We start from the raw sequence: 23,208 nt of genomic DNA on the forward strand, positions 1-23,208 counted from the left end.
TCTTAACGGGGCAACGCTGTGCTTTCTACCGCCAACATCACGATGCAATTCGGGCCCAAGCCCTTGTTCGAGAACATCTCGGTCAAGTTCGGGGAGGGCAACCGCTACGGCCTCATCGGGGCGAACGGCTGCGGCAAGTCGACCTTCATGAAAATCCTCGGCGGCGATCTCGAGCCGAGCGCGGGCAACGTCGCGCTCGAGCCGAATGTGCGCCTCGGTAAGCTGCGCCAGGATCAGTTCGCGTATGAAGATGTGCGCGTGCTCGATGTCGTGATGATGGGGCACACTGAAATGTGGGCCGCGATGACCGAGCGCGACGCGATTTACGCGAATCCCGACGCGACCGACGACGACTACATGCACGCCGCCGAACTCGAAGCCAAATTCGCCGAATACGGCGGCTACGACGCCGAGGCGCGCGCGGGCGCGCTGCTGCTTGGCATCGGCATCGACGAGAAATTCCATAACGGCACGATGAGCGAGGTCGCGCCCGGCTGGAAACTGCGCGTGCTGCTCGCGCAGGCGCTGTTCTCGAACCCGGACGTGCTGCTGCTCGACGAGCCGACCAACAACCTCGACATCAACTCGATCCGCTGGCTCGAGGACACGCTGAACAACTACAACTCGACGATGATCATCATTTCGCATGATCGTCACTTCCTGAACTCGGTGTGCACGCACATGGCCGATATGGACTACGGCACGCTGAAGGTTTGGCCGGGCAACTACGACGACTACATGCTCGCGTCGGCGCAGGCGCGCGAGCGTCAGGCCGCGGCGAACGCGCGCGCGAAGGAGCGCGTGGCCGAGCTGCAGGACTTCGTGCGCCGCTTCTCGGCGAACAAATCGAAAGCGCGTCAGGCAACGAGCCGCGCCAAGCAGATCGACAAGATCAAGATCGAGGAATTCAAGCCGTCGTCGCGGCAGAATCCGTTCATCCGCTTCGAGTTCGACAAGAAGCTGCACAACATCGCGGTGGTTGCCGAAGGCATCACGAAGCAGTACGAGCGCACGATTTTCCAGAACTTCAATCTGTCGGTGCAGCCGGGCGAGCGCATCGCGATCATCGGCGAGAACGGCGCGGGCAAGACGACGTTGTTGCGTGCGCTGTACGGCAACCTGGCGCTCGATCACGGCACGGTGAAGTGGGCCGAGAACGCGAACGTCGGCTATATGCCGCAGGACACCTACGAGGAGTTCCCGAACGACATCACGCTGATGGACTGGATCGACCAGTACCGCAAGGACGGCGACGACGAGACGATGGTGCGCGGCACGCTCGGCCGCCTGCTGTTCTCGGCGGACGACATCAAGAAATCGGTGAAGGTGCTGTCGGGCGGCGAGAAAGGCCGGATGATCTGGGGCAAGCTGATGCTCGGCCGCCACAACGTGCTGCTGATGGACGAGCCGACCAACCATATGGATATGGAGTCGATCGAGTCGCTGCAGATCGCGCTCGAGAAATTCGAAGGCACGCTGATTTTCGTGTCGCACGACCGCGAGTTCGTCAGCGGGCTGGCGAACCGGATCATCGAAGTGCGCACGGACGGCACGCTGGTCGACTTCGGCGGCAATTACGAGGATTTTCTGGCAAGCAAGGGTATTCAGTAAATCGTGTCCTGGCTGGCATGGAAATTTGCCTGTAAAAGTATCCGATAATTCATTATCGTTTCAACCGGGGATGAAGCGCTTTGCGTTCGGCAGCAGGCGCTTTATCCGCGGCGAATCGCGAATCGCATTGCCTGACGAATACCACGGCTTGCGCAAGGCAAGCCGGTTTCGACCGCGACTTTTGTATCCGCCGCCTATATAAATGAGAATTTCGACTCCGGCAAGGCAAAAATAAAAGAATTGTTTTTCTCGGTGGTGGTATTTTTTCTGTCTCAATTCGGGTGTAATTGATCGGATGTTGCCAATTGAATTAAATTGGCGGCCGCCTTCATTATTTTTGTGCCCATAAGGAATTAAATAAAATCGTAGATAGGACGTTTTTCAAGAGACGATTCTTAGAAATCGGTGCATATGTGTTAAGGCTCGACGGAATCGAAGACGCGGATCTTTACCCAGTTCGGATTGCTCTGCGGGATGAAGTGCTTGACGTGCGTGTCGGAGACTTGGTATTTGTCATGCGCGTTTCGGCCGGAAAATACTAAATGAAAAGCCACGTCAAAGTTGTCTTCGTTGAAGAGATAGGACACCTGTTGATGGCGCGTTAGATTCTGCGCCAAGACTGTCGCGGAGAACGACAGTTCGCCGGGATGATTGGTAAGGTATTTTCTGCCGAGTTCGAGTTGCTTTTGAATGGCGGCGGGACTCTTGTCTTTAAGCGTAATGAAAATATCGTGATGAATCGGCTTGTCGGCAGACGCTGAGGATGCTTGTTCGACCAAAGCGACGGTGCTTGCGAGAGCGAGCGTGACTAACGAGGGGGCCAGTGCTGAGGTGAGACGTTTCATTGATGAGTTCCTTCCGTGGCGGTGATTACTCGAATCGGCGGGTGGCGGTTCATTTATCGATCGATAAAATACTCCAGATATGTCGATTGAAAATCGAATCGATTATTCGCGGAATAATATATTGAATCTGCTCGCGGCTCGGCGGTAAAGCAACATGCATTTCTGATGCGAATGACAAAGATAGTAGTAGAGATTGCGTAAGTGTCAACGGCGCTTTGGAAATGACTTTGCTTTAGCCGTTGGATTGCGATGAGACACTCAGCCGAGTGCCAACATCGCGGCGACGCCCAGCGCAATCAGCATCAGTATCACGCCCGTGATTCTCTCCAGCCACGGCATCGCGCGCGAGAAACGCTGCAGCACGGCGCGATTGCCGATCGTCGCGGCCACCGTCATATCCCATAGCAGAACGGCGCAGAACATCCACGTTCCATACACGAGTTTCCAGCCGGTGCTTGCGTGCGGACCGGTCAGCATCGCGGCGAGGCTTGCGTAAAACAGTGCGTTCTTCGGATTCAGGATGCCCGACAGAAAGCCCATGCCGGCCGCGCGCGGCCACGAGCCCGCGCGCGGCGCGCCCGCATGCTGCGATGAGCCCGCCCCCGGTTCGAGCGATCCGCGGCCCGCATGACGGATGAACAGATAGCCCAGATGCAGCAAATACAGGCATCCGATCGATTGGATGGCGATGAACAGCGCACTGCCGTGCCGCAATATCGCGATGCCCGCGAACGCGGCGGCGATGAACACGCCGTTGGCAAGCGCAATGCCCACGCAAGCGCCGCTGGCGACGCGCCAGCCGGATGCGAGTGAGGTTCGCGCCACCAGGAAGAAATCCGGGCCGGGGGATAGCAGCGCGAGGAAATGCGCTGCCGCAATCATCAGGAACGGCTGCATGCGATCGGTATCACGGTTCGGAAAGACGTTTTTCCGCAGTGTGCCGACGCGGTGTGGTCCGGTATTGAACAAAATTGCGCGCGTCCCGCGCGGCGCTAGGGGCGATAGCTTCCGGGCGTCACGCCGGTATAGGCCTTGAACACGCGCTGGAAGTGGCTTTGATCCGAGAACCCGAGGTCATGCGCGACGCGCGCGATGTCGTGACCCGCGCGCAGCCGCTCGCGTGCTTGGTTGATCCGTTGATTGGTCTGCCACGCATGGGGCGTCAACCCGGTCGCGTCGCGGAATGCGCGGATCAACTGGTAGCGGCTCATGCGGGCCAGCGCCGCCAGCTCGCTCAGCGATGCATCGGCTTGCCCGCAGCGCAGTGCGTCCAATACCGGCTGGATGCGCGGCCCAGACGACGTGCGGCGCTGCGCGCGCGTGGCCAGACGATCGCCTGGTGTGCCGTAGTCGCAGACGAATTCGATCAGCGCCGCCTCTTTTTCGTGAACGCTCGCGTCGGAGAACAGCAACGAGTTGAGGCAGCAGAACCGGACGTAATCGGCGGGGACGCGGCTCACGCGTACCGGCTCGTCGACGGGCGGCCGCTCAGGCGCAGCCGCGGCCTCCTGCCGGAGCGTCTGCCACCAGTGCGCGTCCACATGCAGCATCTGGTAACTCCAGGCATTGCCCGGCTCGGGGTTGCACGCATGCACGCACGCCGGCGGCACGAAGACGACCGAGCCTGGGCGCAGTACGACGGGGCTTTGCGTTGCGCCGCTGAACACGCTGCGGCCGCGATCGACCGCGCCGACGGAGAAGGTCGGGTGGCTGTGCGGACGATAACAGGCGCGGCTATCGCAGGCGCGCCGACTTTCGACATAGGGCATCGCCGGGTCACGCCAGAATTGAGCGATGGCATGCATGGGATCGGCTGGCGGCGGCAGGTTCAAGGAAGGCTTGGACTGATCGTGCTGATTGTCGCACAAAGCATTTCCGCCGCGCCGGCCCGACGAAGGCTTGGCGCCGCGCGCCGAAGCCGCGCCGCAATGGGCGGTTGCTTGAACATCGCAAGTCCGCAGGGCGCGGCCATCGCGCCTCGAGCAGCTCGCGCGATTCGAAGCCGCAGAACGCGGACATGCCGCGGCGCGTTGTTCCTCCGCCGTGCATGCCGAGCATAGCGGGCCGCGCCACGCAGGCGGGCGGTAGCCGGTCGCGCAGGTCGGCCTGCGGATTGGGTCGGCGCGAAGCGCGGCAGCGCGCGGCGCGTATGGGCGCGATTTGTTTGCCGATGGCGGCTCGGCACGGATTGCCTCCCGCGGTATCGGATGCGTCGCGCTGCTCGCGCACCCGTCATCCGCGCTGAGTACAATGCTCGTTTGCGTCGACCCAGGAGCGAGACGATGAAAATCTACGATCAGTTCTATATCGGCGGGGCATGGCGTCCGAGCACCGGCGCCGGCACGATCGACGTAATCGATTCCGCCACCGAGGCGGCGATCGGCCGCATTCCCGAAGGCGCCGCCGACGATGCGCTGGCCGCGGTCGCGGCCGCGCGCGCCGCGTTCGACGGCTGGGCCGCGACGCCGCCCGCCGAGCGCGCCCGCTACCTGCGCCGGATCGCCGACAACCTGAAGGCGCGCAGCGAGGAACTCGCGCAGTCGATCACGGGCGAGGTCGGCATGCCGATCAAGCTGTCGCGCGCCATCCAGGTGAGCGCGCCGATATACAACTGGGGCGCGTATGCGAAGCTTGCCGAAACCCATGCGTTCGAGGAGCAAGTCGGCAATTCGCTCATCGTGCGCGAGCCGGCGGGCGTCGTCGCGGCGATCACGCCGTGGAACTACCCGCTGCATCAGATCACGCTGAAGGTCGCGGCTGCGCTCGCGGCGGGTTGCACCGTCGTGCTCAAGCCTTCCGAAATCGCGCCGCTCAACGCGTTCATTCTTGCCGAGGCGATTCATGACGCCGCCTTGCCGGCTGGCGTTTTCAATCTCGTGTGCGGTTACGGAGCGGTCGTCGGCGAGGCGCTCGCCAGCGCGCCGCAGGTCGACATGGTGTCGTTCACCGGCTCGACGCGCGCGGGCAAGCGCGTGGCCGAGCTTGCCGCGGCCGGCGTGAAGCGCGTCGCGCTCGAGCTGGGCGGCAAATCGGCGTCGGTGATTCTCGACGATGCGGATTTCGCCGCGGCGGTGAAGGGCACGGTGTCCTCGTGCTATCTGAACGCCGGCCAGACGTGTTCGGCGCACACGCGCATGCTCGTGCCGCAGTCGCGCTACGACGAGGTGCGCGAACTGGCGAAGGCGGCGGCGGCGAGCTTCATCCCGGGCGATCCGCGCGATGAAGCGACGCGGCTCGGCGCGCTTGCGTCGGCGGCCCAGCAGAAGCGGGTGCAGGACTATATCCGGCGCGGCCTCGACGAGGGTGCGGAACTTATCGCGGGCGGCCTCGGCATGCCGGACGGGCTGTCGCGCGGGTTTTTCGCGAAGCCGACGGTATTCGGCCGCGTGAGGCCGGATGCGGCGATCGCGCAGGAGGAGATCTTCGGCCCGGTGCTGTCGATCATCACGTACCGCGACGAAGACGACGCGGTGCGGATCGCGAACGATTCGCCATACGGTCTGGGCGGCGCGGTGTGGGCGGGCAGCGACGAACGCGCGCTGCGCGTCGCGCGGCGCATCCGCACCGGGCAGGTCGATATCAACGGCGGCGGATGGAACGTGGCTGCGCCGTTCGGCGGCTTCAAACAGTCGGGGATCGGCCGCGAAAACGGCGTGTACGGGCTCGACGAATATTTGGAATACAAATCGATGCAGCTACGCGTCAAAAAAACGGCCTGAGCGCGGCGCGCGCCCGTTCCGGCCGATCTGCGACGGCATGCCGCCTGCTTGCGCGGCATGCCGTCTTTCTTTGATGGCGGTCAATATGCGGCGGCCGCAAACGCTGATCATCGAATCTTTTCTGCCGTTTTGACGAGGCTTCGATGATCGCTTCCCTTTCTTTTCCGCCGCTGATGATTCGCGGCCGTGCGCTGTTGCCCGTTGTACAGGGAGGGATGGGCGTGGGCATTTCCGCGCACCGGCTGGCGGGCAGCGTGGCGCGCGAAGGTGCGCTCGGCACGATCGCGAGCATCGATTTGCGCCACCATCATGCGGATCTGCTCGAGCGCTGCCGGCGCGAACCCGTTCGCGAGACGCTGGAGGCGGCGAACCTCGAAGCGCTCGCGCGCGAGATCAGCCTCGCGAAGACTTGGAGCGAGGGCCGCGGCATGATTGCCGTCAACGTGATGAAAGCGGTCCGCTCGCATGCGGACTACGTGCGCGTTGCGTGCGAATTCGGCGCGGACGCGATCGTGATGGGCGCGGGGCTGCCGCTTGATCTGCCGGAACTCACTGATGGATACGACATCGCGCTGATTCCGATTCTGTCGGACAGCCGCGGGATCGCGCTCGTGCTGAAGAAATGGATGAAGAAAGGCCGCTTGCCCGATGCGATCGTGATCGAGCATCCGGCGCACGCGGGCGGCCATCTCGGCGTGGCGAGCCTCGATGACATCGGCGACGCGCGCTTCGAATTCGCGCGCGTGCTCGACGAAACCGCGCAGACGTTCGCCACGCTCGGGATCGAGCGCGAGCGCATTGCGCTCATCGTCGCGGGCGGCATCAACAGCCACCGGGCGGTGCGCGATGCGCTCGGCGCCGGCGCGAACGGCGTGCAGGTGGGCACGCCGTTCGCCGTCACCGAGGAAGGCGACGCGCACCCGAATTTCAAGCACGTGCTCGCGAATGCGACGCCCGACGATATCGTCGAGTTCATCAGCGTCACGGGGCTGCCCGCGCGCGCGGTGAAAACGCCGTGGCTTGAGCGCTATCTGCGGCATGAGACGCGTATCCGCGCGAAGCTCGGCGCGCTCAAGCAGCGTTGTCCATCCGCGCTCGAATGCCTGAGCGTGTGCGGATGGCGGGACGGCGTCGAGCGTTTCGGCCATTTCTGTATCGATACGCGGTTGGCCGCCGCGCTGCGCGGCGACGTTGCGAACGGCCTGTTCTTCCGCGGCCGCGAAGCGCTGCCGTTCGGGCACGCGATCCGCAGCGTGCGCGATCTGCTCGAACTGCTGCTGACCGGCGTCGAGCCTGAGCCTGCGGCAAAACGTCCATCGTTCTCGCTTGCTTGAAGCTTGATGCGCATCAAGGCAAGCGGGAACCCCTCCCGGGAAAATGGGGGCTGTTCCTAGAGGGCTTAATCATCATGCGTTGTCAAACCGCTCATATCCGCATCCATGCCATCGCCTACGCGGCTGTCCTTGCGATGGTTCCTTCGCTGTCGCACGCGGCCTCGCCCGGCGAAGGCATCCATCAAGGCGACATCATCGCGCGCGTTCGCGCGATCAGCATCGTGCCGCAGGACCGTGCAAGCGATACGCTGGGAGCGCTGAATGTCGGCGTGAACAACGCGATCGTCCCGGAACTGGACTTCACGTACATGATTCGCGATTACCTGGGCGTCGAGCTGATTCTCGGCACGTCACGGCACCAGGTCGCGTCGTCGCTCGGCAATCTGGGCGGCGTCGGCGTATTGCCGCCGACGCTGCTGCTGCAATACCACTTCAATCATGCAGGCAGCGTGCGCCCGTATGTCGGCGCGGGCATCAACTACACGCTGTTTTACAACAACGGTCTGCGCGCGGGCGGAGAGGGCGTCGGCATCGGCAACCATAGCTTTGGCCCGGCGCTGCAATTCGGTGTCGACGTGCAGGTGACGAAAAAGCTGTTCGTCAACGTCGATTTGAAGAAAATCTGGATGCACACCGATGCGACGCTCGGCGGTAAGCCGATCGGCCGGCTGAACATCGATCCGCTCGTCGTCGGCGTTGGTCTTGGGATGAAGTTCTGACGCCTGGCAGCATCGAACAAGTGTTGGGGTTGGCGGCATGGCTGCACGCGTGCCGTCTTTTTTTGCGTCTTCTCGGGCGCGCCGCGTGCGGAGCGGCCCGTGCTGCTCATGGCTTGTCGTATTTGAAGCGCATGGCGGTGCCTTCCCGCGTGATACGCGCCCACACCGCCTGTTTTTCGGCATCGGTCATGAACACCCAGTTCGCGACTTCGACCGCCGTGCGTCCGCAGCCTTTGCAGATTTCGTCGAAGAGCGTCGAGCAGACGCCGATGCATGGGCTGTCGGGCTTGTCGTGAAGATTCGAGGTCATTGAGCGTCGAGTTCGGCGGGGCCGGGCGTGAACGGCAAGCCGCTATGTTAACGCATGCCGCGCAGACGGGCGCGATGCCCGCGCGCCTGCCGGGGCTGCGCGCACGAGCGCCGAAGTGGAGCGCCGTCGCGGTGTTCCGCCGAAACGCCGCGCCACTCCGGCGCCGTAGGCTGCCGATGCCCGCCGCGTCTCATCTTGCTGTCACAATTGATGCCCATTGAATGCCGGCCATCGGCATCCCGAATTCCAGCCCCCGGCATTGCGCCGGCCAGCGTTGTCCGGTTGGCCGGACCGTTTTTCCGGATGATCCCACGGTCAGAACCCGATAAAATTGCGCGCACCCATTGCATAGCAGCGCGTTGTTGCACCGGATTGGCATAACTGGCAGACCGAATGTGTTCCGTTTGTGCGACAAAGGTGGGAAATCTTTGTGGCGGCCCCGGATTAATGGTAGCTTTCGGGGTTTTCATGGGGCGGCGCGCAACAATGCGCCGCGATGACGAGGCTCATGGCGATCGAATCGGTTCGATCTGGGAGAACGGGATGAAGGCAAAGGTGGCGGGCCGGTTGGCGGCGCTGGCATTGTGCGCGGGCGCGTCGGTGGCGGCGGCGAAGGATACGCAGCTCAACGTCTATAACTGGTCGGACTACATTGCGAAGGACACGATCCCGAATTTCGAAAAGCAAACGGGCGTCAAGGTCCGCTATGACAATTACGACAGCGACGACACGCTGCAGGCCAAGCTGCTGACTGGCAATTCGGGTTACGACATCGTCGTGCCGACCAGCAATTACGCGGGCAAGCAGATCGCGGCCGGCATTTTCGCGCCGCTCGATAAATCGAAGCTGCCGAATCTGAAGTATCTCGACCCCCAGTTGATGTCGCTCGTCGCGGGCGCCGATCCGGGCAACAAATATGTGGTGCCGTGGGCATACGGCACGACGGGCCTCGGCTATAACATCGACAAGGCGAAGAAGTTGCTCGGCGACCTGCCGCTCGACAACTGGGACATCCTGTTCAAGCCCGAGAACATCTCGAAGCTCAAGAGCTGCGGCGTGTCGGTGCTCGACGCGCCGGACCAGATGTTCGCGGCGACGCTGCACTACATCGGCAAGGACCCGGCAAGCACGAACCCGGCCGACTACCAGGCCGCGATGCAGGTGCTCAAGAAGATCCGCCCGTACATTACGCAGTTCAATTCGTCGGGCTACATCAACGACATGGTCGGCGGCGACATCTGCTTCGCTTTCGGCTGGTCGGGCGATGTCGTGATCGCGAAGCACCGCACGCTCGAGGCGAAAAAGCCGTACAAGGTTGAATACTATATTCCGAAGGGCGGCGCGCCGGTCTGGTTCGACGTGATGGCGATTCCGAAGGATGCGAAGAACAAGGATGCCGCGCTGCAATGGATCAACTACATCGAGGATCCGAAGGTTCACGCGGCGATCACGAACGCGGTTTATTACCCGAGCGCGAACGCCGAGGCGCGCAAGTACGTGCGCGCGGACGTCGCGAACGATCCGGCGGTCTATCCGCATCCGGACGTGCTGAAGACGCTGTTCCTGCTGAAGCCGCTGCCGCCTGAGATTCAGCGGCTGCAGACGCGCCTTTGGACCGAGCTGAAATCGGGACGCTGACGCCACGCGCGGCAGCATGACAGCCCCCTGAAGCCCCTGGTGCTCCCGGGGGCTTTGTTCGTCAAACGTAGGAGCAAAACAGCAGATCATGAATAGTCAGTCGGGCGCGCCTGCGGCAGGCGTGACGGGCGCGGATACGCGCGCCGAAAATTTTGTCCAGATCGTCGACGTCGTCAAGAAGTTCGGCGAGACCGTCGCGGTGCGCAACGTCGACCTGAACGTGCACAAGGGCGAGCTGTTCGCGCTGCTCGGCAGTTCCGGGTGCGGGAAATCGACGCTGCTCAGAATGCTCGCCGGCCTCGAGACGGTGACGTCGGGCAAGATCCTGATCGACGGTGAGGATCTCGCGCAGATGCCGCCTTATAAGCGGCCGGTGAACATGATGTTCCAGTCGTACGCGCTGTTCCCGCACATGACGGTCGAGGCGAACGTCGCGTTCGGCCTGAAGCAGGAGGGTGTGCCGAAAGCCGAACTGAAGGAGCGCGTGCATGCCGCGCTCGAACTCGTGCAGATGAGCCGCTTCGCGGGCCGCAAGCCGCATCAGCTGTCGGGCGGCCAGCAGCAGCGCGTGGCGCTCGCGCGCTCGCTCGTCAAGCGGCCGAAGCTGCTGCTGCTCGACGAGCCGATGTCCGCGCTCGACAAGCAGATCCGCCAGCGCACGCAGATCGAACTTGTCAACATTCTCGACAAGGTGGGCGTCACCTGCATCATGGTCACGCACGACCAGGAAGAGGCGATGACGATGGCGAGCCGCCTGGCGGTGATGAGCGAAGGTCAGATCGTGCAGATCGGCACGCCGAACGAAGTCTACGAATATCCGAACTGCCGCTTCTCGGCCGAATTCATCGGTTCGACGAACTTGTTCGAGGGCACGACCGTCGAGGACGAGCCCGACCACGTGTTCATCGAATCCGCGGATCTGCCGAGCCAGCTGTACGTGAACCATGGGATCACGGGGCCGCTCGGGATGCCGGTCACGGTGTCGGTGCGCCCCGAGCGGATCGCGCTGACGCGCAAGCCTGCTGACGGCGCGTACAACTGGGGGCGCGGCGTCATCTCGAATGTCGCGTACATGGGCGGCTATTCGCTGTACCACGTGAAGCTCGAATCCGGCAAGACGGTGATCGCGAACGTGTCGAGCCTTGCGATCGCCGAACTCGATTCGCCCGGTTGGGGCGACGAAATCTACGTGCGCTGGAGCGCATCGGCCGGCGTGGTGCTGACGTCATGAGCGCGCTTTCGTCTTTGTTCGCATGGCCGGTGAAGCGGTTCGGCCTGACCGGGCGCACGGCGGTTATCGCGGGCCCGTTCTTCTGGCTCGTGCTGTTTTTCCTCGTGCCGTTCGTGTTGGTCGTCAAGATCAGCTTTGCCGAATTGCAGCTCGGCATTCCGCCGTACACGGAACTCACGTCGGTCCAGGACGGCGTGCTGCACATCGCGCTGAACCTGAAGCACTATGCATTCCTGTTCAGCGACAGCCTGTATTTCGCGACCTATGTGAACTCGGTCGTCGTCGCGGCGGTCACGACGCTGTTGTGCCTGCTGCTCGGCTATCCGATGGCGTATTACATCGCGCGCTCCAATCCCGGCACGCGCAATCTGCTGATGATGGCGGTAATGCTGCCGTTCTGGACGTCGTTCCTGATCCGCGTGTATGCATGGATCGGCATCCTGAAGAACAACGGTCTGCTGAACAACTTCCTGATGTGGGCGGGCCTCATCAGCGCGCCGATCGAGCTGTATCGCACCAATGCCGGCGTTTATATTGGAATGGTGTACTCGTATCTGCCGTTCCTCGTGATGCCGCTATACGCGCATCTCGTGAAGATGGACCTGCGCTTGCTGGAAGCCGCGTACGACCTCGGCGCGAAGCCGTGGAAAGCGTTCGTGCAGATCACGCTGCCGTTGTCGAGGAACGGTATCATCGCCGGCTGCCTGCTGGTGTTCATCCCGGCCGTCGGCGAGTACGTGATCCCCGAGCTGCTCGGTGGCGCGAACACGTTGATGATCGGCCGCGTGATGTGGAATGAGTTCTTCAATAATGCCGATTGGCCGATGGCGTCGGCCGTGACTTGCGCGATGGTATTGCTGCTGCTCGTGCCGATGGCGATGTTCCAGCACTTCCAGGCGAAGGAGCAGGAGGGGCGGCGCCGATGAAACCGAATCGCTTCCTGCAGGTGCTGATGCTCGCGATCGGCTTCGGGTTCCTGTATATCCCGATCGTGAGCCTCGTCGTCTATTCGTTCAACGAATCGAAGCTCGTCACGGTCTGGTCCGGTTTCTCGACGCGCTGGTATGCGGCGCTGATCGAGGACGACGAGCTTATCGCCGCTGCGTGGCTGTCGCTGAAGATCGCCGTGATGACCGCGTTCGCATCGGTCGCCATCGGCACGTGGGCGGGCTTCGTGCTTGCGCGGATGGGCCGTTTTCGCGGCTTCGCGCTGTACAGCGGGATGATCAACGCGCCGCTCGTGATCCCCGAGGTGATCCAGGGGATCTCGCTGCTGCTGCTGTTCATCGAACTCGGCAAATGGTTCGGCTGGCCGGCGGGCCGCGGAGTGTTCACGATCTGGCTCGGTCACGTGATGCTGTGCATCTCGTATGTCGCGATCATCGTGCAGTCTCGCGTGCGCGAACTGAATCCGTCGCTCGAAGAAGCCGCGCTCGATCTCGGCGCGACGCCGCTCAAGGTGTTCTTCGCCGTCACGTTGCCGCTGATTTCGCAGGCGCTCGTGTCGGGGTGGCTGCTGTCGTTTACGCTGTCGATCGACGATCTGGTGCTGTCCGCGTTCCTGTCCGGCCCCGGCTCGACGACGCTGCCGCTCGTGGTGTTCTCGCGCGTGCGCCTGGGCCTGAATCCGGAAATGAATGCGCTCGCGACGCTTTTCATCGTCGCGGTGACGATCGGCGTCATCGGTGCGAATTTCGTGATGCAGCGGCAGGAGCGGAAAAGGACGGCGGCGGTGGCTTGACGCGGTTGCCGGCGACGGGGGGGCGGCAGGTGCGGCGATGCCGGATGCCGCGCGGCCTGCCGCTCGATCCGACGGCGAAGGAAATTCAGGAAAAAGCCCGTGCGTGTACCGCACGGGCTTTTTTATCACCGGCTTGTCGTGGCGTTTCAATGCCTGTCCGTCGCCGGTTCGCGGGCGTGTCAAAGCGCATTGAGCGGGATTTTCAGATAGCGCACCCCGTTGTCTTCGGGCTCGGGCAGGTGCCCGGCGCGCATGTTGACCTGCACCGACGGCAGCATCAACATCGGCATATCGAGCGTCGCGTCGCGCGCGGTGCGCATCGACACGAATTCGTCCTCGGACACGCCGTCGCGCACGTGCACGTTCGCGCGCAACTGCTCGGCCACCGTGCTGACGTATTGCACCGCGCGTCCGCCCGGCTGATAGTCGTGGCACAGATAAAGGCGCGTGTTGGCGGGCAGGCTCAGCACCCTGCGGATCGACCGGTACAGCGCGCGCGCGTCGCCGCCGGGGAAATCGCAGCGGGCGGTGCCGTAGTCCGGCATGAACAGCGTATCGCCGACGAACGCGGCGATGGCGCCGCCGTCGTCGATCACATAGGTCATGCAGGCGGGCGTATGGCCCGGCGTGTGCAGCGCGCGGATGGTCAGCGCGCCGAGCGGCAGCCTGTCGCCGTCCTCGAGCAGACGGTCGAACTGGCTGCCGTCGCGCGCGAAGCTCGCATCGGCATTGAACAGCGTGCCGAACACGCGTTGGACGCGCACCACGGCCGCGCCGATCGCGATCTCGCCGCCGACTTGCATCTTCAGATAAGGCGCTGCCGACAGATGATCGGCATGCACGTGCGTCTCGAGCAGCCAGCGCACGCGCGCGCCGAGTGCCCGCACGCGCTCGAGCAGTTTGTCCGCGCTCGCGGTGTGCGTGCGGCCGGACTTCGGGTCAAAGTCGAGCACGCTGTCGATCAGCGCGCATTCGTTGCGGGTGGTGTCGAGCAGCAGGTAACTGACGGTGCTGGTCGCCGGATCGAAAAAACCTTCGACGGCAATCGCGGACGCGGTGGTCACGAATGGGCTCCTTCGAACGGATGACTTGAATGGTTGGCGGGATTATCGCATCGCAGGCTGCTGCGGGCGTGGGAGCCGCCGCCGCGCGTTCGCCAAGCGCGGCGGCGGCCGGCGAGGTCAGCGCGGCGGCGTCAGGTGCGCGACGGCGTCACGCACGAAATCGAGCAGCGTATCGTTGACCCAGGTGCCCGTCATCAGCTCGGGCTCGTTCGCGAGCGCCTGACGGAACTTGAGATGCGTGGCAGGGTCGTCGCCGGCGTAGCTGCGAAACAGCGCGATCCAGCGCCGCGCGAGCGCTTGGCCTTCCGGCGACGCAGGCGGCACGCCGGCGTCGAGCGCATCACGCACGTCGCCCATCAATTGCGGCCATGCCATCGCGCTGTCGCCGTAGTGCGCGCGCATGAAGCGGATCTCGCTGGGCGACAAGTATTTCCCGTAGATCCGCATCTTCGTTTCGGAGAACGCGCGCAGCACATAGTCGCGCAGTTCGGTCGAGATGCCGATGTGCGCCTGCATAGACGGTTCCTGGTCGTGCATCAGGTTCAGCTTCGCGAGCAGGCGCGGATCGCCGTTCGTGTCGCGCACGAGCATCGTCATCCAGCGATCCGCGAGCGCGCGCGCTCGCTCGTCCTCGGGCGGCACGCCGCTTTCCATCAGCCCGCGCACGTCGGCAACGAGCGCGACCCACTCCGGGTCGGGCGTCTGGCTGTTTTGGTACATCGGCAGGCGTGCGAGTTCGTCTTCAGAAAAGTATTTGTCGTACACGGTCATCAATTCCAGCGTGTTGAGCCAATCGGCCAGTTCCGGCTGCCTGCCGTCGGCGAGCGCGCAATGCAGTTGCGCGAGGCGTTCGCGCAGCCGCGCCGCTTGCGTGATCTGCCGATCAAGCATCGCGATCTGGCGCTCGACGATCGATGTGAGCGGCGTGCCGGGCTGGGACAGGTGAGTGCCGACATCGGCGAGCGTCAGGCCGAAACGGCGCAGCGCCTGGATCTGATGGAGCCGGGCGATGTCGTCGCGGTTGTACAGCCGATAGCCGTTGTCGGCACGCGCTGAAGGTTTCAATAGGCCGATCGCGTCGTAGTGGTGCAGCGTGCGGACGGTCAGTCCGCTGCGTTTTGCCAGTTCTCCGATTTTGAGCAGCATATCCGGGCCTCCATTTCGTGCGCAGTTGAAGATTGAAGCCTGACGTCGCGTGAGGGTCAAGCGCGGTGGAACAAGAATCGCGCAATGATGATCGCGGCTGATGACCAGACTGATTATCAGACGGAATACCAGGATTTCGTTCCGGATGCCATTGAACCGGCGCGGTGCGCCCGCCGGCCGGGGCGGCGGCTACGGCAACGCGCTGGCTGCGATGATCGACGGTTTATATAACGAACGTGAAGCTGATTGATCGTCGAACGTCTTGAAAAACTATGAATTCCGCGCGGTGGCAACCTTGGATGGAGAGCCTCGTTCCAGCCTCGTCGGCCGACGGAACCACTTGGCGATATCCCGCCCGCAGACGCAGGGTCGAACCGCGATCGGCCACTCAGTCATGCCGCTGCCGTGCCGGCATTGAATTAAATCAACTTGCCTCCACGACTCCCGGGGCGGTTCGGAATTGCACAATCCATTACGATCGTTGGGTTTGAAAATGGTTTGTCTTTTATCTCAGCCTATGGGAATGATATGAAGGCTGCGCTCGGATAAAAGTCCATGTGACGATTCGGTAGACGATTTTAATTAGATGATTCAATGAAAATTTTAAAGATATGCCACGATCTTTTTGAGGGATTGCTTTTTTTCGGTTACTCCTATAGAGACTTTACTATTTATCGGAGATAGGCATGAAAAAGCTGATCATTGCGTTATTTTTTATGTTCGCATTTTTGAGTCAAGCGCGGGCTCAAATGGATTTAAATGTTCCGCTGCTGGGCGTGGGTAACGTGGCGCTTAATCCGGGAGTGGCATATGGCGGAACGATTCGGTGGTTTTTTGCTCCAGGCGGGACGATCGCCACGGTCAACATCGACGGAGTAGCGCATGGAAGGGATTTGGTGCCGGTGATTTTGGAGGCTATTCAAGAGTGGCGGGTGCAGCTAACGGGAACAAATATTGTTTTCGAGCAGGCTACGGATATAAGCCGGGCGAATCTGATTTTCGAATGGAGGGATTCCGTGGCGACCGACGATGCCGACCCCTTGGCGATTGCCAATACGAGGTACGACTTTTTATATAACAGAGGTGCCATAAGCTTGAATTCGCCCACCAGAATAGCTTTTCTGCACGATAGGATTCAAAATTTTTTTAATAACCCGGCCTATCGATTCGATACCCCGAATAATTTGTACAGCAGAAATCCGGCATTCAATCTTCCGAGCGGCATGCCGCTCGTAGCGGGAGGCGGCACCGGTTTGCTGGATTATGTGCTGAAAATGGTGGCGAAACACGAACTGGGCCATGTCATGGGCCTTGCACACCCGACTGATAGAAACGACCCTTTCATTCGGATCGGCAATGCCCCTGCCCAGGCTGAGATCATGGCCCGCGTGGATAACCAGATATTGGCGAATTTCCTGGTGGTCCGCCACAACGAAGGCAGCCCTCGGCCGCTGACGCGCAACGATGTCGCGATCAGCCAGGCGGAAGGGGAGGCAGTGCGGGCCGTCAATCGCGGCCAGCAGCCTAGCTGTTCGAGTAGCTGTAATGGGACCATTCCACACGACGAGCTATAAAAATACGCTGCGCAAGCGCATACCGGATTCAGGCCGGGCCCGCGATACGGTTGGGTACGAAGCCCTGCAACTTTTTTCACTTTGAATGGTTGCAGGGCTTTTTTACTGTCGTCCAACCCGTGCTAAAACCGCAGCGGCAACGGTGCCGTTGCCGCTTGTCATGCGTCGCATCATCCTTTGGCCTGCTGCGCGTGCGCGTTCGTGCCGGCATCATCGTCTCCGGGCGGCGTACCCATCGCATCGAACAGCCGCGCTGTATCGACGAGCCGCGCGCCGGTGGCGCGGATTTCGTCGAGCCGCGCGTTGCGCCATTGCTGCTCGCTTGCGCGCGCGGCAGCCGGCGGCAGCGCGCCGAGACGCACGCGCGCCGCCGCGTCGTCGAACGCGCCGCGCGCGGCGACAGCCGCGCGGTTCGACGCGTCGAGCGCGCTCGCATCGTGCTCGAGCGCGGCGAGCGAATCGGCGACGTTCTGGAACGCGCCGAGCACGGTCGATTTGTACTGCTCGGTGGCCGCTTCATAAGTCGCGCGTGCCGCGCGGCGTTGCGCAAGCAGTGCGCCGCCGTGAAACAGCGGCTGCGTGAGCGACGCGCCGATGCTCCAAATCGCGCCCGCGCCGGAGAGCATCGCGGGCCAGTTGAAGCCGGCCTGACCCATCGACGCCGATAGTGACAGCTGCGGAAACAACTGCGCGGTTGCGACGCCCACTTCGGCCGCGGCCGCCTGCAGCGCCGCTTCGGCCACGCGCACGTCGGGCCGCGCCTTGAGCAGCATCGACGGCACGACGACCGGCACGTTCTCCGGCAAATGCAAATCGACAAGCGGCAGCGCGGCGGGCGCCTGATCCGGCGTGCGGCCGAGCAGCACGGCGAGCGCGTGGCGCGTGCTCAGCGCTTGCTGGCGCAGCGGGGGCAGGCTGGCTTCGAGCGACGCCGCGCTTTGCTGTGCGTTCAGCATGTCCGCATGCGACACCGCGCCGAGCCGGTAGCGGGCCGCCGTGTCGTTTGCCTGCTCGCGCGCAAGTGCGACGAGCCGCTCGGCAGTCGTCACTTGTTCGTCGAGCGCGGACGCGGTGATCGCCGCCGTGACGATGTTCGCGGCGAGCGAGCGCCGCGCGGATTCGAGCTGATACGCGCTCATGTCGACGCGCTTGCCGAGCGCGCGGTTCGCGAAACGTGCGGCGCCGAACAAGTCGAGCGTGTAGCTGGCGCGGAGCTGGCCGGCGAACACGTTATAGAGCACGGTTGGCGGGCCGAATGCCGGAACGCTGAGCGCGCGCTGACGCGTCGCCTGACCGCCCGCGTCGATCGACGGCAGCATCGAGTTGGCGACCTGGGCGCGCAACTGCTCGCGCGCCGCGTTCAGGTTCTTGTCGACGGCGGCAAGCGTCGGACTGTTGCGCAAGCCTTCGTCGACGAGCGCGTCGAGCGCGGGCGATCGGTATTGTTTCCACCAGTCGGGCACGGGCTGCGCGCCGACGTCGAAGCGCTGCGCGACGCCCTGCGCGGCGGCCGTCTGCTCGGGCAGCGGCAACGCGCCGTAATGCGCGGGCGACGGCATCGCGGGCGGCGCGCCGCTGGGTGCGAACAGAGAGCAGCCGGCGAGCGCGAAGGCGGCCGCGACGGCCACGGCGGTGGTGCGCACGGCGGCCGGGCGTGCGCGGCCGGCGGCGCCGGCGCGGCGGGATTCATGCGCGTGGCGGAAGGCAAAAGCGCGCGCCGCCGCGTGTGTTTCCGCGCAAACGGCGTTTGAGCAGGTTGCGGCGGCTTGCGCCGTGGGATCGGCTGACACGTCCCGGTCCGCGCGGTGCCGGACGGCAGCCGCCACACGATGCGAAAGCAGATTCGTCGGCCCCATGGTCAGGCTCCCGTGGTCGTGGCGGGCGGCTGCGCATCGCGCTCGTGCGGCTTGACGCGGAACCACGCGGCATAGAGCGCAGGCAGATAGAACAGCGTGAGCACGGTGGCGCTCGTGATGCCGCCCATCAGCGCGGTCGCCATCGGGCCGAAGAAGTTCGAGCGCAACAGCGGGATCAGCGCGAGCACGGCGGCAGCCGCCGTCAGGGTGATCGGCCGGAAGCGCCGCACGGTCGCGCCGATGATCGCATCGAAGCGGCCATGGCCGGCGGCGATATCCTGTTCGATCTGATCGACGAGAATCACCGAGTTGCGCATGATGATGCCGAACATCGCGATCACGCCGAGCATCGCGACAAAGCCGAATGGCTTGCCGAACAGCAGCAGCGTGCCGACGACGCCGATCATCCCAAGCGGTGCGGTCAGCACGACCATCAGCACACGCGAGAAACTCTGCAACTGAATCATCAGCAATGTGAGCACCGCGATCGCCATCAGCGGCATCTGCGCGTTGATCGAGCTTTGACCTTTCTCGCTTTGCTCGACCGAGCCGCCGATCTCGATCTGATAGCCGACGGGCAGCTGTGCGCGCAGGGCGTTCAACTTCGCGTCGATCGCATGCGTGACGTCGATGCCTTGCGCGCCGGCCGTCACGTCGGATTGAACGGTGATCGTCGGCTGGCGGTTGCGCTCCCAGATCACGCCGTATTCGAGCGTGTCGGTGAAGCGCCCGAGCGAGCCGAGCGGCACCGGGCCGCTCGGCGTCGGCATGGCCAGGCTCGCCAGGCTCGCCGGATCGACACGCTCCGTGCGCGGCGCGCGCAGATCGACGGCGATCAGCTTGTCGCGCTCGCGGTATTGCGTGACCGTCGTGCCGGACAGCGTCATCGCGAGAAAGCCCGCGACGTCCTGTGATGTCACGTTCAGCTCGCGCGCCTTCTGCTGGTCAAGCTCGAAGCGTACCGAGCGTTCGGCCGGCTCGTCCCAGTCGAACTGAACGTTGACGGCGTGCGCGTCAGCGCGCACCGTCGCCGCGACTTTCTCGGCGATCGCGCGCACGGTCGCGATGCTGTCGCCGCTTACGCGAAACTGCACCGGATAGCCGACAGGCGGGCCGTTTTCGAGGCGCGAGATCCGCGTGCGCGCGGCGGGAAACTGCTCGCGCAGCGCCGGCTGGAGCCACGCGGCGAGCTGCTCGCGCGCGTCGACCGATTTCGCGGTGATCACGAACTGTGCGAAGTTCGGCAATTGGAGCTGCTGATCGAGCGGTAGATAGAAGCGCGGCGCGCCGGAGCCGACGAAGCTCACCGCGTGGTCGATCTCGGGCCGCTTGGCGAGCAGCTTTTCGACGCGTTCGGCCTGTTTGAGCGTCGCATCGAATGACGCGCCCTCGGGCAGCCGCAGATCGATGAGCAGCTCGGGGCGATCGGAGTTCGGGAAGAATTGCTGCGGTACGAGCGTGAAGCCCGCGAGCGCGGCGACAAAAAGCGCACCCGTGACCGCGAGCACGACGAAGCGCCGCTTGATGCACCATTGAACCCAGACGCGCAGCCGCGCATAGAAGCGGGTGTTGTAGATATCGTGCTCATGCTCATGCTCATGCCCGTGCTCCGTCTCGTGGCCGTGCGCGCCGGCAGCCTTCGGCTCGCGTTTGCGCTCGGGCAGTATGTGATAGCCGAGCAGCGGGATCAGCACGACGGCGGCAAACCATGACGCGATCAGCGCGATCGCCGACACCTCGAAGATCGACCGCGTGTATTCACCGGTGCTCGATTTCGCGAGCGCGATCGGCAGGAAGCCGGACACGGTGACGAGCGTGCCCGTCAGCATCGGAAACGCGGTGCTGGTGTACGCGAACGCGGCGGCGCGCGCGCGGCTGAAGCCTTGCTCGAGTTTCACAGCCATCATTTCCACCGCGATGATCGCATCGTCGACGAGCAGGCCGAGCGCGAGCACGAGCGTGCCGAGGGAAACCTTGTGCAATCCGATGTCGAACAGATACATGACGAGCGCGGTGACGGCAAGCACGACCGGAATCGAGATCACGACGATCATCCCGGTGCGCAGCCCGAGTGACACGAGGCTGACGAGCAGCACGATCACCACCGCCTCGGCGACCGCCTCGAGAAAATCGTCGACCGAGCGTGAAACCGTGTGCGGCATGCTCGATACCTCGGTCAGCGTGAGGCCGGCGGGAAGCTGGGCCTGCAGTTCCTTTGCCTTTGCATCGAGCGCCTGGCCGAGCCGGATCACGTCGCCGCCCGGCTGCATCGTGAGGCCGATGCCAAGCACCGCGCGGCCGGCCGCAGCCGCATCCGCACGGCGCTCGGTCGCGCCTGGAGTGCCTTTGCCCGCGCCGAGCTCGCGCATCTGCGTGATAGGCGGATCGTCGTAGCCGCGCCGGATGGTCGCGAGATCGCCGAGCCGGAACGAGCGGCCGTTGACCCGGATCAGCGTGTCGGCGATTTCGGCAACGCTGCCGTACTGGCCCGTCGGGCGGATGAACACGCGGTCATGCGTCGCCGTCAGCACGCCGGACGAAGCGACGTCGTTTTGCGCGTTGATCGCTTGCGCGATTTGCTGTGTCGAAATGCCGAGCCGTGTCACGCGTGCGTTGTCGAGCTCGATGAAAATCCGCTGATTGGGGTCGCCGAAATAGTCAACCTTCGCCACGCCCGGCACGCGCAGCAGCACGGTGCGCAACTGGTCCGCGTAATCATGCAACTGCGCGGGCGAGAAGCCGTCGCCTTCGAGCGTGTAGATGTTGGTGTAGACGTCGCCGAATTCGTCGTTGAAGAATGGCCCTTGAACGCCGGGCGGCAGCGTCGCGGCAATGTCGCCGACTTTCTTGCGTATCTGATACCAGGTTTCCGGCACGTCCTTCACCGGCGCCGATTCCTTCATCTCGAAGAAGACCAGCGATTCGCCGGGGCGCGAGTAGCTGCGCAGGTTGTCGATGGCGGGCGTTTCCTGCAGCTTGCGGCCGATCCGGTCGGTGATCTGTTCCTGCACCTGACGTGCGGTCGCGCCGGGCCAGAACGTGCTGATCACCATCACGCGGAACGTGAACGGCGGATCTTCCGATTGCGCGAGGCGCGTGTACGCGAGGATGCCCGCAATCGTCGCGAGCACGATCAGGTAGATGACGAGCGCCTGATGACGCAACGCCCATGCAGACAGGTTGAAGCGGGCGCTTTCTTCACGGCCGACCGTCATGACGCGACGTCCTCTGAGTGGAGCGGCGGCACGGCGCGCACTTTTTCACCGGCGCTGACCGTATGGACACCTTGCAGCACGACACGCTCGCCCGGCGCGATGCCGTTTGCGACGGTCACGGTGCTGTCGTTGTAGCGCACGATGGCGACGCGGCGCAGCTCCAGCGTATCGTCGTTGGCGCGCACCACCCACACGGCCGGCGCGTTGCCCGAATGAAAGAGCGCGGTCGACGGCAGCGTGAAGCGTTGCACGGCGGCGGCGGGCGCGTTGCCCGGCGCGGCAGCGAACGATACGTTCGCGGTCATCCCGAGCCGTACCGCCGGATCGGGCTTTTCGAGCGTGAGCTTCACGCGGTACGTGCGGCTTTGCGCATCGGCGGCAGGCGCGATTTCGCGCACGCGCGCATCGAACGCGCGCCCGGGCAGCGACGGCAGCGTCACGCGCGCCGCGTGCCCCACGCTCACGAGCGGCAGCGTGCTTTCCGGCGCGTCGGTGACGACGTCGACGTCGCCGGACCACGCGAGCTGATAGACGGCCTGACCGGCCGACACGTTCTGCCCGGTGTCCGCCTGCTCGGCGGTGATGTAGCCCGCGTGATCGGCAACGAGCGTCGCGTACTGGAGCTGGTTTTTCGCGAGCGCGAGCTGCTGCGCGGCCTGATCGCGCTGCGCGCGCGCCGATGCATAAGCGTTTTCGGTCTGTTCGAGCTGCGCGGGCGCGATCAGGTTTTCGCGCGCTTGTGCACGGTCGCGTTCGAGCTGTTGTTGCGCGTAGGTCAGCGTATGCGTGGCGGCATCGAGCTGCGCTTGCGTGCTGGCGGCGTTTTTCGCCACATCGGAAGTATCGAGCCGCGCGACGACTTGCCCCTTTTGCACGGTGTCGCCCAGGCGCGCCTTGCGCTCGACGATCTTGCCCGCGATCCGGAACGACAGCGGCGTCGCGTAGCGCGGCTGGATTTCGCCGGGAAGCGACGCGGCAGCGGCGGCGCCGTCCGCTTGAACGGGCAGCGCGACCACCGGGCGCGGGGCGGGCGGCGCCGTTTCAGGGCGATGACACGCGGTGACGGCAAGCGCGGCCCCGATCGACAGCACAATGCGAAAACCGGAACGATTCACGACGGTAACTCCTCGGCTGGAGGAAAGCGGAAAGAGCGCGACAGACCGGCGGCACATGCCGGTGGGTCGAAAGCGGCAGTAATCGCAAAA

19 protein-coding genes are annotated in these 23,208 nt (G+C 63.8%); 10 read left to right on the forward strand and 9 right to left on the reverse strand.

All coding sequences use genetic code 11. The features are described 5' to 3' along the window. The first annotated feature begins 18 nt into the window (after positions 1–18). Entirely contained in the window at positions 19–1,611 is a 1,593-nt protein-coding gene (locus tag WS68_RS07380; protein WP_059570176.1) for an ABC-F family ATPase, read from the forward strand. A gap of 416 nt (positions 1,612–2,027) precedes the next feature. Here the strand turns inward: WS68_RS07380 and WS68_RS07385 are convergent, their stop codons facing one another. From WS68_RS07385 to WS68_RS07395, 3 genes are all read right to left on the reverse strand, one after another. Next, positions 2,028–2,456 (reverse strand): hypothetical protein, encoded by a 429-nt coding sequence (locus tag WS68_RS07385; protein WP_059570177.1) that lies wholly within the window; start codon positions 2,454–2,456, stop codon positions 2,028–2,030. Positions 2,457–2,714: 258 nt separating this feature from the next. Next, positions 2,715–3,353 carry a LysE family translocator gene (locus WS68_RS07390; protein ID WP_059570225.1) on the reverse strand — a complete coding sequence of 213 codons (639 nt, stop codon included), beginning with the start codon at positions 3,351–3,353 and terminating at the stop codon, positions 2,715–2,717. Between the two features lie 95 nt (positions 3,354–3,448). Then, complete coding sequence (locus tag WS68_RS07395; protein WP_231752968.1) at positions 3,449–4,288, reverse strand: AraC family transcriptional regulator; 840 nt, start codon at positions 4,286–4,288, stop codon at positions 3,449–3,451. A gap of 450 nt (positions 4,289–4,738) precedes the next feature. Here WS68_RS07395 and WS68_RS07400 point away from each other — a divergent pair, with 450 nt between their 5' ends. The 3 genes from WS68_RS07400 to WS68_RS07410 all read left to right on the forward strand — a co-directional run bounded on the left by WS68_RS07400 (position 4,739) and on the right by WS68_RS07410 (position 8,228). Next, entirely contained in the window at positions 4,739–6,175 is a 1,437-nt protein-coding gene (locus WS68_RS07400; RefSeq protein WP_059570178.1) for an aldehyde dehydrogenase family protein, read from the forward strand. Positions 6,176–6,318: 143 nt separating this feature from the next. Then, the gene (locus tag WS68_RS07405; RefSeq protein WP_059570179.1) at positions 6,319–7,509 is read left to right on the forward strand and encodes an NAD(P)H-dependent flavin oxidoreductase; all 1,191 of its coding nucleotides are present in this window, start codon (positions 6,319–6,321) and stop codon (positions 7,507–7,509) included. 74 nt (positions 7,510–7,583) lie between these two features. Next, positions 7,584–8,228 (forward strand): OmpW/AlkL family protein, encoded by a 645-nt coding sequence (locus tag WS68_RS07410; protein WP_059570180.1) that lies wholly within the window; start codon positions 7,584–7,586, stop codon positions 8,226–8,228. A gap of 106 nt (positions 8,229–8,334) precedes the next feature. Here WS68_RS07410 and WS68_RS07415 read toward each other — a convergent pair whose 3' ends face one another. After that, positions 8,335–8,538 carry a DUF1289 domain-containing protein gene (locus WS68_RS07415; protein ID WP_059519392.1) on the reverse strand — a complete coding sequence of 68 codons (204 nt, stop codon included), beginning with the start codon at positions 8,536–8,538 and terminating at the stop codon, positions 8,335–8,337. 543 nt (positions 8,539–9,081) lie between these two features. Between WS68_RS07415 and WS68_RS07425 the strand changes: the two genes are divergently transcribed. The 4 genes from WS68_RS07425 (at position 9,082) to WS68_RS07440 (ending at position 13,148) form a co-directional block, all read left to right on the forward strand. Further along, positions 9,082–10,176, forward strand: coding sequence for a polyamine ABC transporter substrate-binding protein (locus tag WS68_RS07425; RefSeq protein ID WP_059570227.1), 1,095 nt, complete (start codon positions 9,082–9,084; stop codon positions 10,174–10,176). An 88-nt stretch (positions 10,177–10,264) separates the two neighbouring features. Then, a complete protein-coding gene (locus WS68_RS07430) occupies positions 10,265–11,407 on the forward strand; it encodes an ABC transporter ATP-binding protein (RefSeq protein ID WP_059570182.1) in 1,143 nt (380 codons plus the stop codon). Continuing rightward, positions 11,404–12,333 carry an ABC transporter permease subunit gene (locus WS68_RS07435; protein WP_059570183.1) on the forward strand — a complete coding sequence of 310 codons (930 nt, stop codon included), beginning with the start codon at positions 11,404–11,406 and terminating at the stop codon, positions 12,331–12,333. Before WS68_RS07430 ends, WS68_RS07435 begins: the two co-directional genes overlap by 4 nt. Continuing rightward, positions 12,330–13,148 (forward strand): ABC transporter permease subunit, encoded by an 819-nt coding sequence (locus tag WS68_RS07440; RefSeq protein ID WP_059519397.1) that lies wholly within the window; start codon positions 12,330–12,332, stop codon positions 13,146–13,148. Before WS68_RS07435 ends, WS68_RS07440 begins: the two co-directional genes overlap by 4 nt. 179 nt (positions 13,149–13,327) lie before the next feature. Here the strand turns inward: WS68_RS07440 and WS68_RS07445 are convergent, their stop codons facing one another. Then, positions 13,328–14,212: an MBL fold metallo-hydrolase gene (locus WS68_RS07445; protein ID WP_059570184.1), complete on the reverse strand. Its 885-nt coding sequence runs from the start codon at positions 14,210–14,212 to the stop codon at positions 13,328–13,330. Between the two features lie 117 nt (positions 14,213–14,329). Beyond that, positions 14,330–15,358 (reverse strand): MerR family transcriptional regulator, encoded by a 1,029-nt coding sequence (locus WS68_RS07450; RefSeq protein ID WP_059570185.1) that lies wholly within the window; start codon positions 15,356–15,358, stop codon positions 14,330–14,332. Positions 15,359–15,458: 100 nt separating this feature from the next. Between WS68_RS07450 and WS68_RS27340 the strand changes: the two genes are divergently transcribed. Together WS68_RS27340 and WS68_RS07455 are read left to right on the forward strand one after the other, a co-directional pair. Beyond that, a complete protein-coding gene (locus WS68_RS27340) occupies positions 15,459–15,608 on the forward strand; it encodes a hypothetical protein (RefSeq protein ID WP_156429392.1) in 150 nt (49 codons plus the stop codon). A 436-nt stretch (positions 15,609–16,044) separates the two neighbouring features. Further along, on the forward strand, positions 16,045–16,932 hold the full coding sequence (locus WS68_RS07455) for a hypothetical protein (protein ID WP_059570186.1): 888 nt from the start codon (positions 16,045–16,047) through the stop codon (positions 16,930–16,932). 170 nt (positions 16,933–17,102) lie between these two features. Here the strand turns inward: WS68_RS07455 and WS68_RS07460 are convergent, their stop codons facing one another. From WS68_RS07460 to WS68_RS07470, 3 genes are all read right to left on the reverse strand, one after another. Further along, positions 17,103–18,575: an efflux transporter outer membrane subunit gene (locus tag WS68_RS07460; protein WP_059570228.1), complete on the reverse strand. Its 1,473-nt coding sequence runs from the start codon at positions 18,573–18,575 to the stop codon at positions 17,103–17,105. Positions 18,576–18,790: 215 nt separating this feature from the next. Beyond that, positions 18,791–22,003: an efflux RND transporter permease subunit gene (locus WS68_RS07465; RefSeq protein WP_059570187.1), complete on the reverse strand. Its 3,213-nt coding sequence runs from the start codon at positions 22,001–22,003 to the stop codon at positions 18,791–18,793. Next, complete coding sequence (locus WS68_RS07470) at positions 22,000–23,118, reverse strand: efflux RND transporter periplasmic adaptor subunit (RefSeq protein WP_059570188.1); 1,119 nt, start codon at positions 23,116–23,118, stop codon at positions 22,000–22,002. The genes WS68_RS07465 and WS68_RS07470 overlap by 4 nt, the downstream gene beginning before the upstream one ends. Positions 23,119–23,208: the final 90 nt, after the last annotated feature.

This window comes from Burkholderia sp. TSV86 (genome assembly GCF_001522865.1).
Lineage (GTDB): Bacteria > Pseudomonadota > Gammaproteobacteria > Burkholderiales > Burkholderiaceae > Burkholderia.

Bases quoted from the DNA above. Each gene is read 5' to 3' on its own strand.
- WS68_RS07400 (WP_059570178.1), top strand. From the start codon at position 4,739: ATGAAAATCTACGATCAGTTCTATATCGGCGGGGCATGGCGTCCGAGC.
- WS68_RS07435 (WP_059570183.1), top strand. From the start codon at position 11,404: ATGAGCGCGCTTTCGTCTTTGTTCGCATGGCCGGTGAAGCGGTTCGGC.
- WS68_RS07465 (WP_059570187.1), bottom strand. From the start codon at position 22,003: ATGACGGTCGGCCGTGAAGAAAGCGCCCGCTTCAACCTGTCTGCATGG.
- WS68_RS07440 (WP_059519397.1), top strand. From the start codon at position 12,330: ATGAAACCGAATCGCTTCCTGCAGGTGCTGATGCTCGCGATCGGCTTC.
- WS68_RS07405 (WP_059570179.1), top strand. From the start codon at position 6,319: ATGATCGCTTCCCTTTCTTTTCCGCCGCTGATGATTCGCGGCCGTGCG.
- WS68_RS07410 (WP_059570180.1), top strand. From the start codon at position 7,584: ATGCGTTGTCAAACCGCTCATATCCGCATCCATGCCATCGCCTACGCG.
- WS68_RS07415 (WP_059519392.1), bottom strand. From the start codon at position 8,538: ATGACCTCGAATCTTCACGACAAGCCCGACAGCCCATGCATCGGCGTC.
- WS68_RS07390 (WP_059570225.1), bottom strand. From the start codon at position 3,353: ATGCAGCCGTTCCTGATGATTGCGGCAGCGCATTTCCTCGCGCTGCTA.
- WS68_RS27340 (WP_156429392.1), top strand. From the start codon at position 15,459: ATGACCAGACTGATTATCAGACGGAATACCAGGATTTCGTTCCGGATG.
- WS68_RS07455 (WP_059570186.1), top strand. From the start codon at position 16,045: ATGAAAAAGCTGATCATTGCGTTATTTTTTATGTTCGCATTTTTGAGT.
- WS68_RS07385 (WP_059570177.1), bottom strand. From the start codon at position 2,456: ATGAAACGTCTCACCTCAGCACTGGCCCCCTCGTTAGTCACGCTCGCT.
- WS68_RS07425 (WP_059570227.1), top strand. From the start codon at position 9,082: ATGAAGGCAAAGGTGGCGGGCCGGTTGGCGGCGCTGGCATTGTGCGCG.
- WS68_RS07450 (WP_059570185.1), bottom strand. From the start codon at position 15,358: ATGCTGCTCAAAATCGGAGAACTGGCAAAACGCAGCGGACTGACCGTC.
- WS68_RS07430 (WP_059570182.1), top strand. From the start codon at position 10,265: ATGAATAGTCAGTCGGGCGCGCCTGCGGCAGGCGTGACGGGCGCGGAT.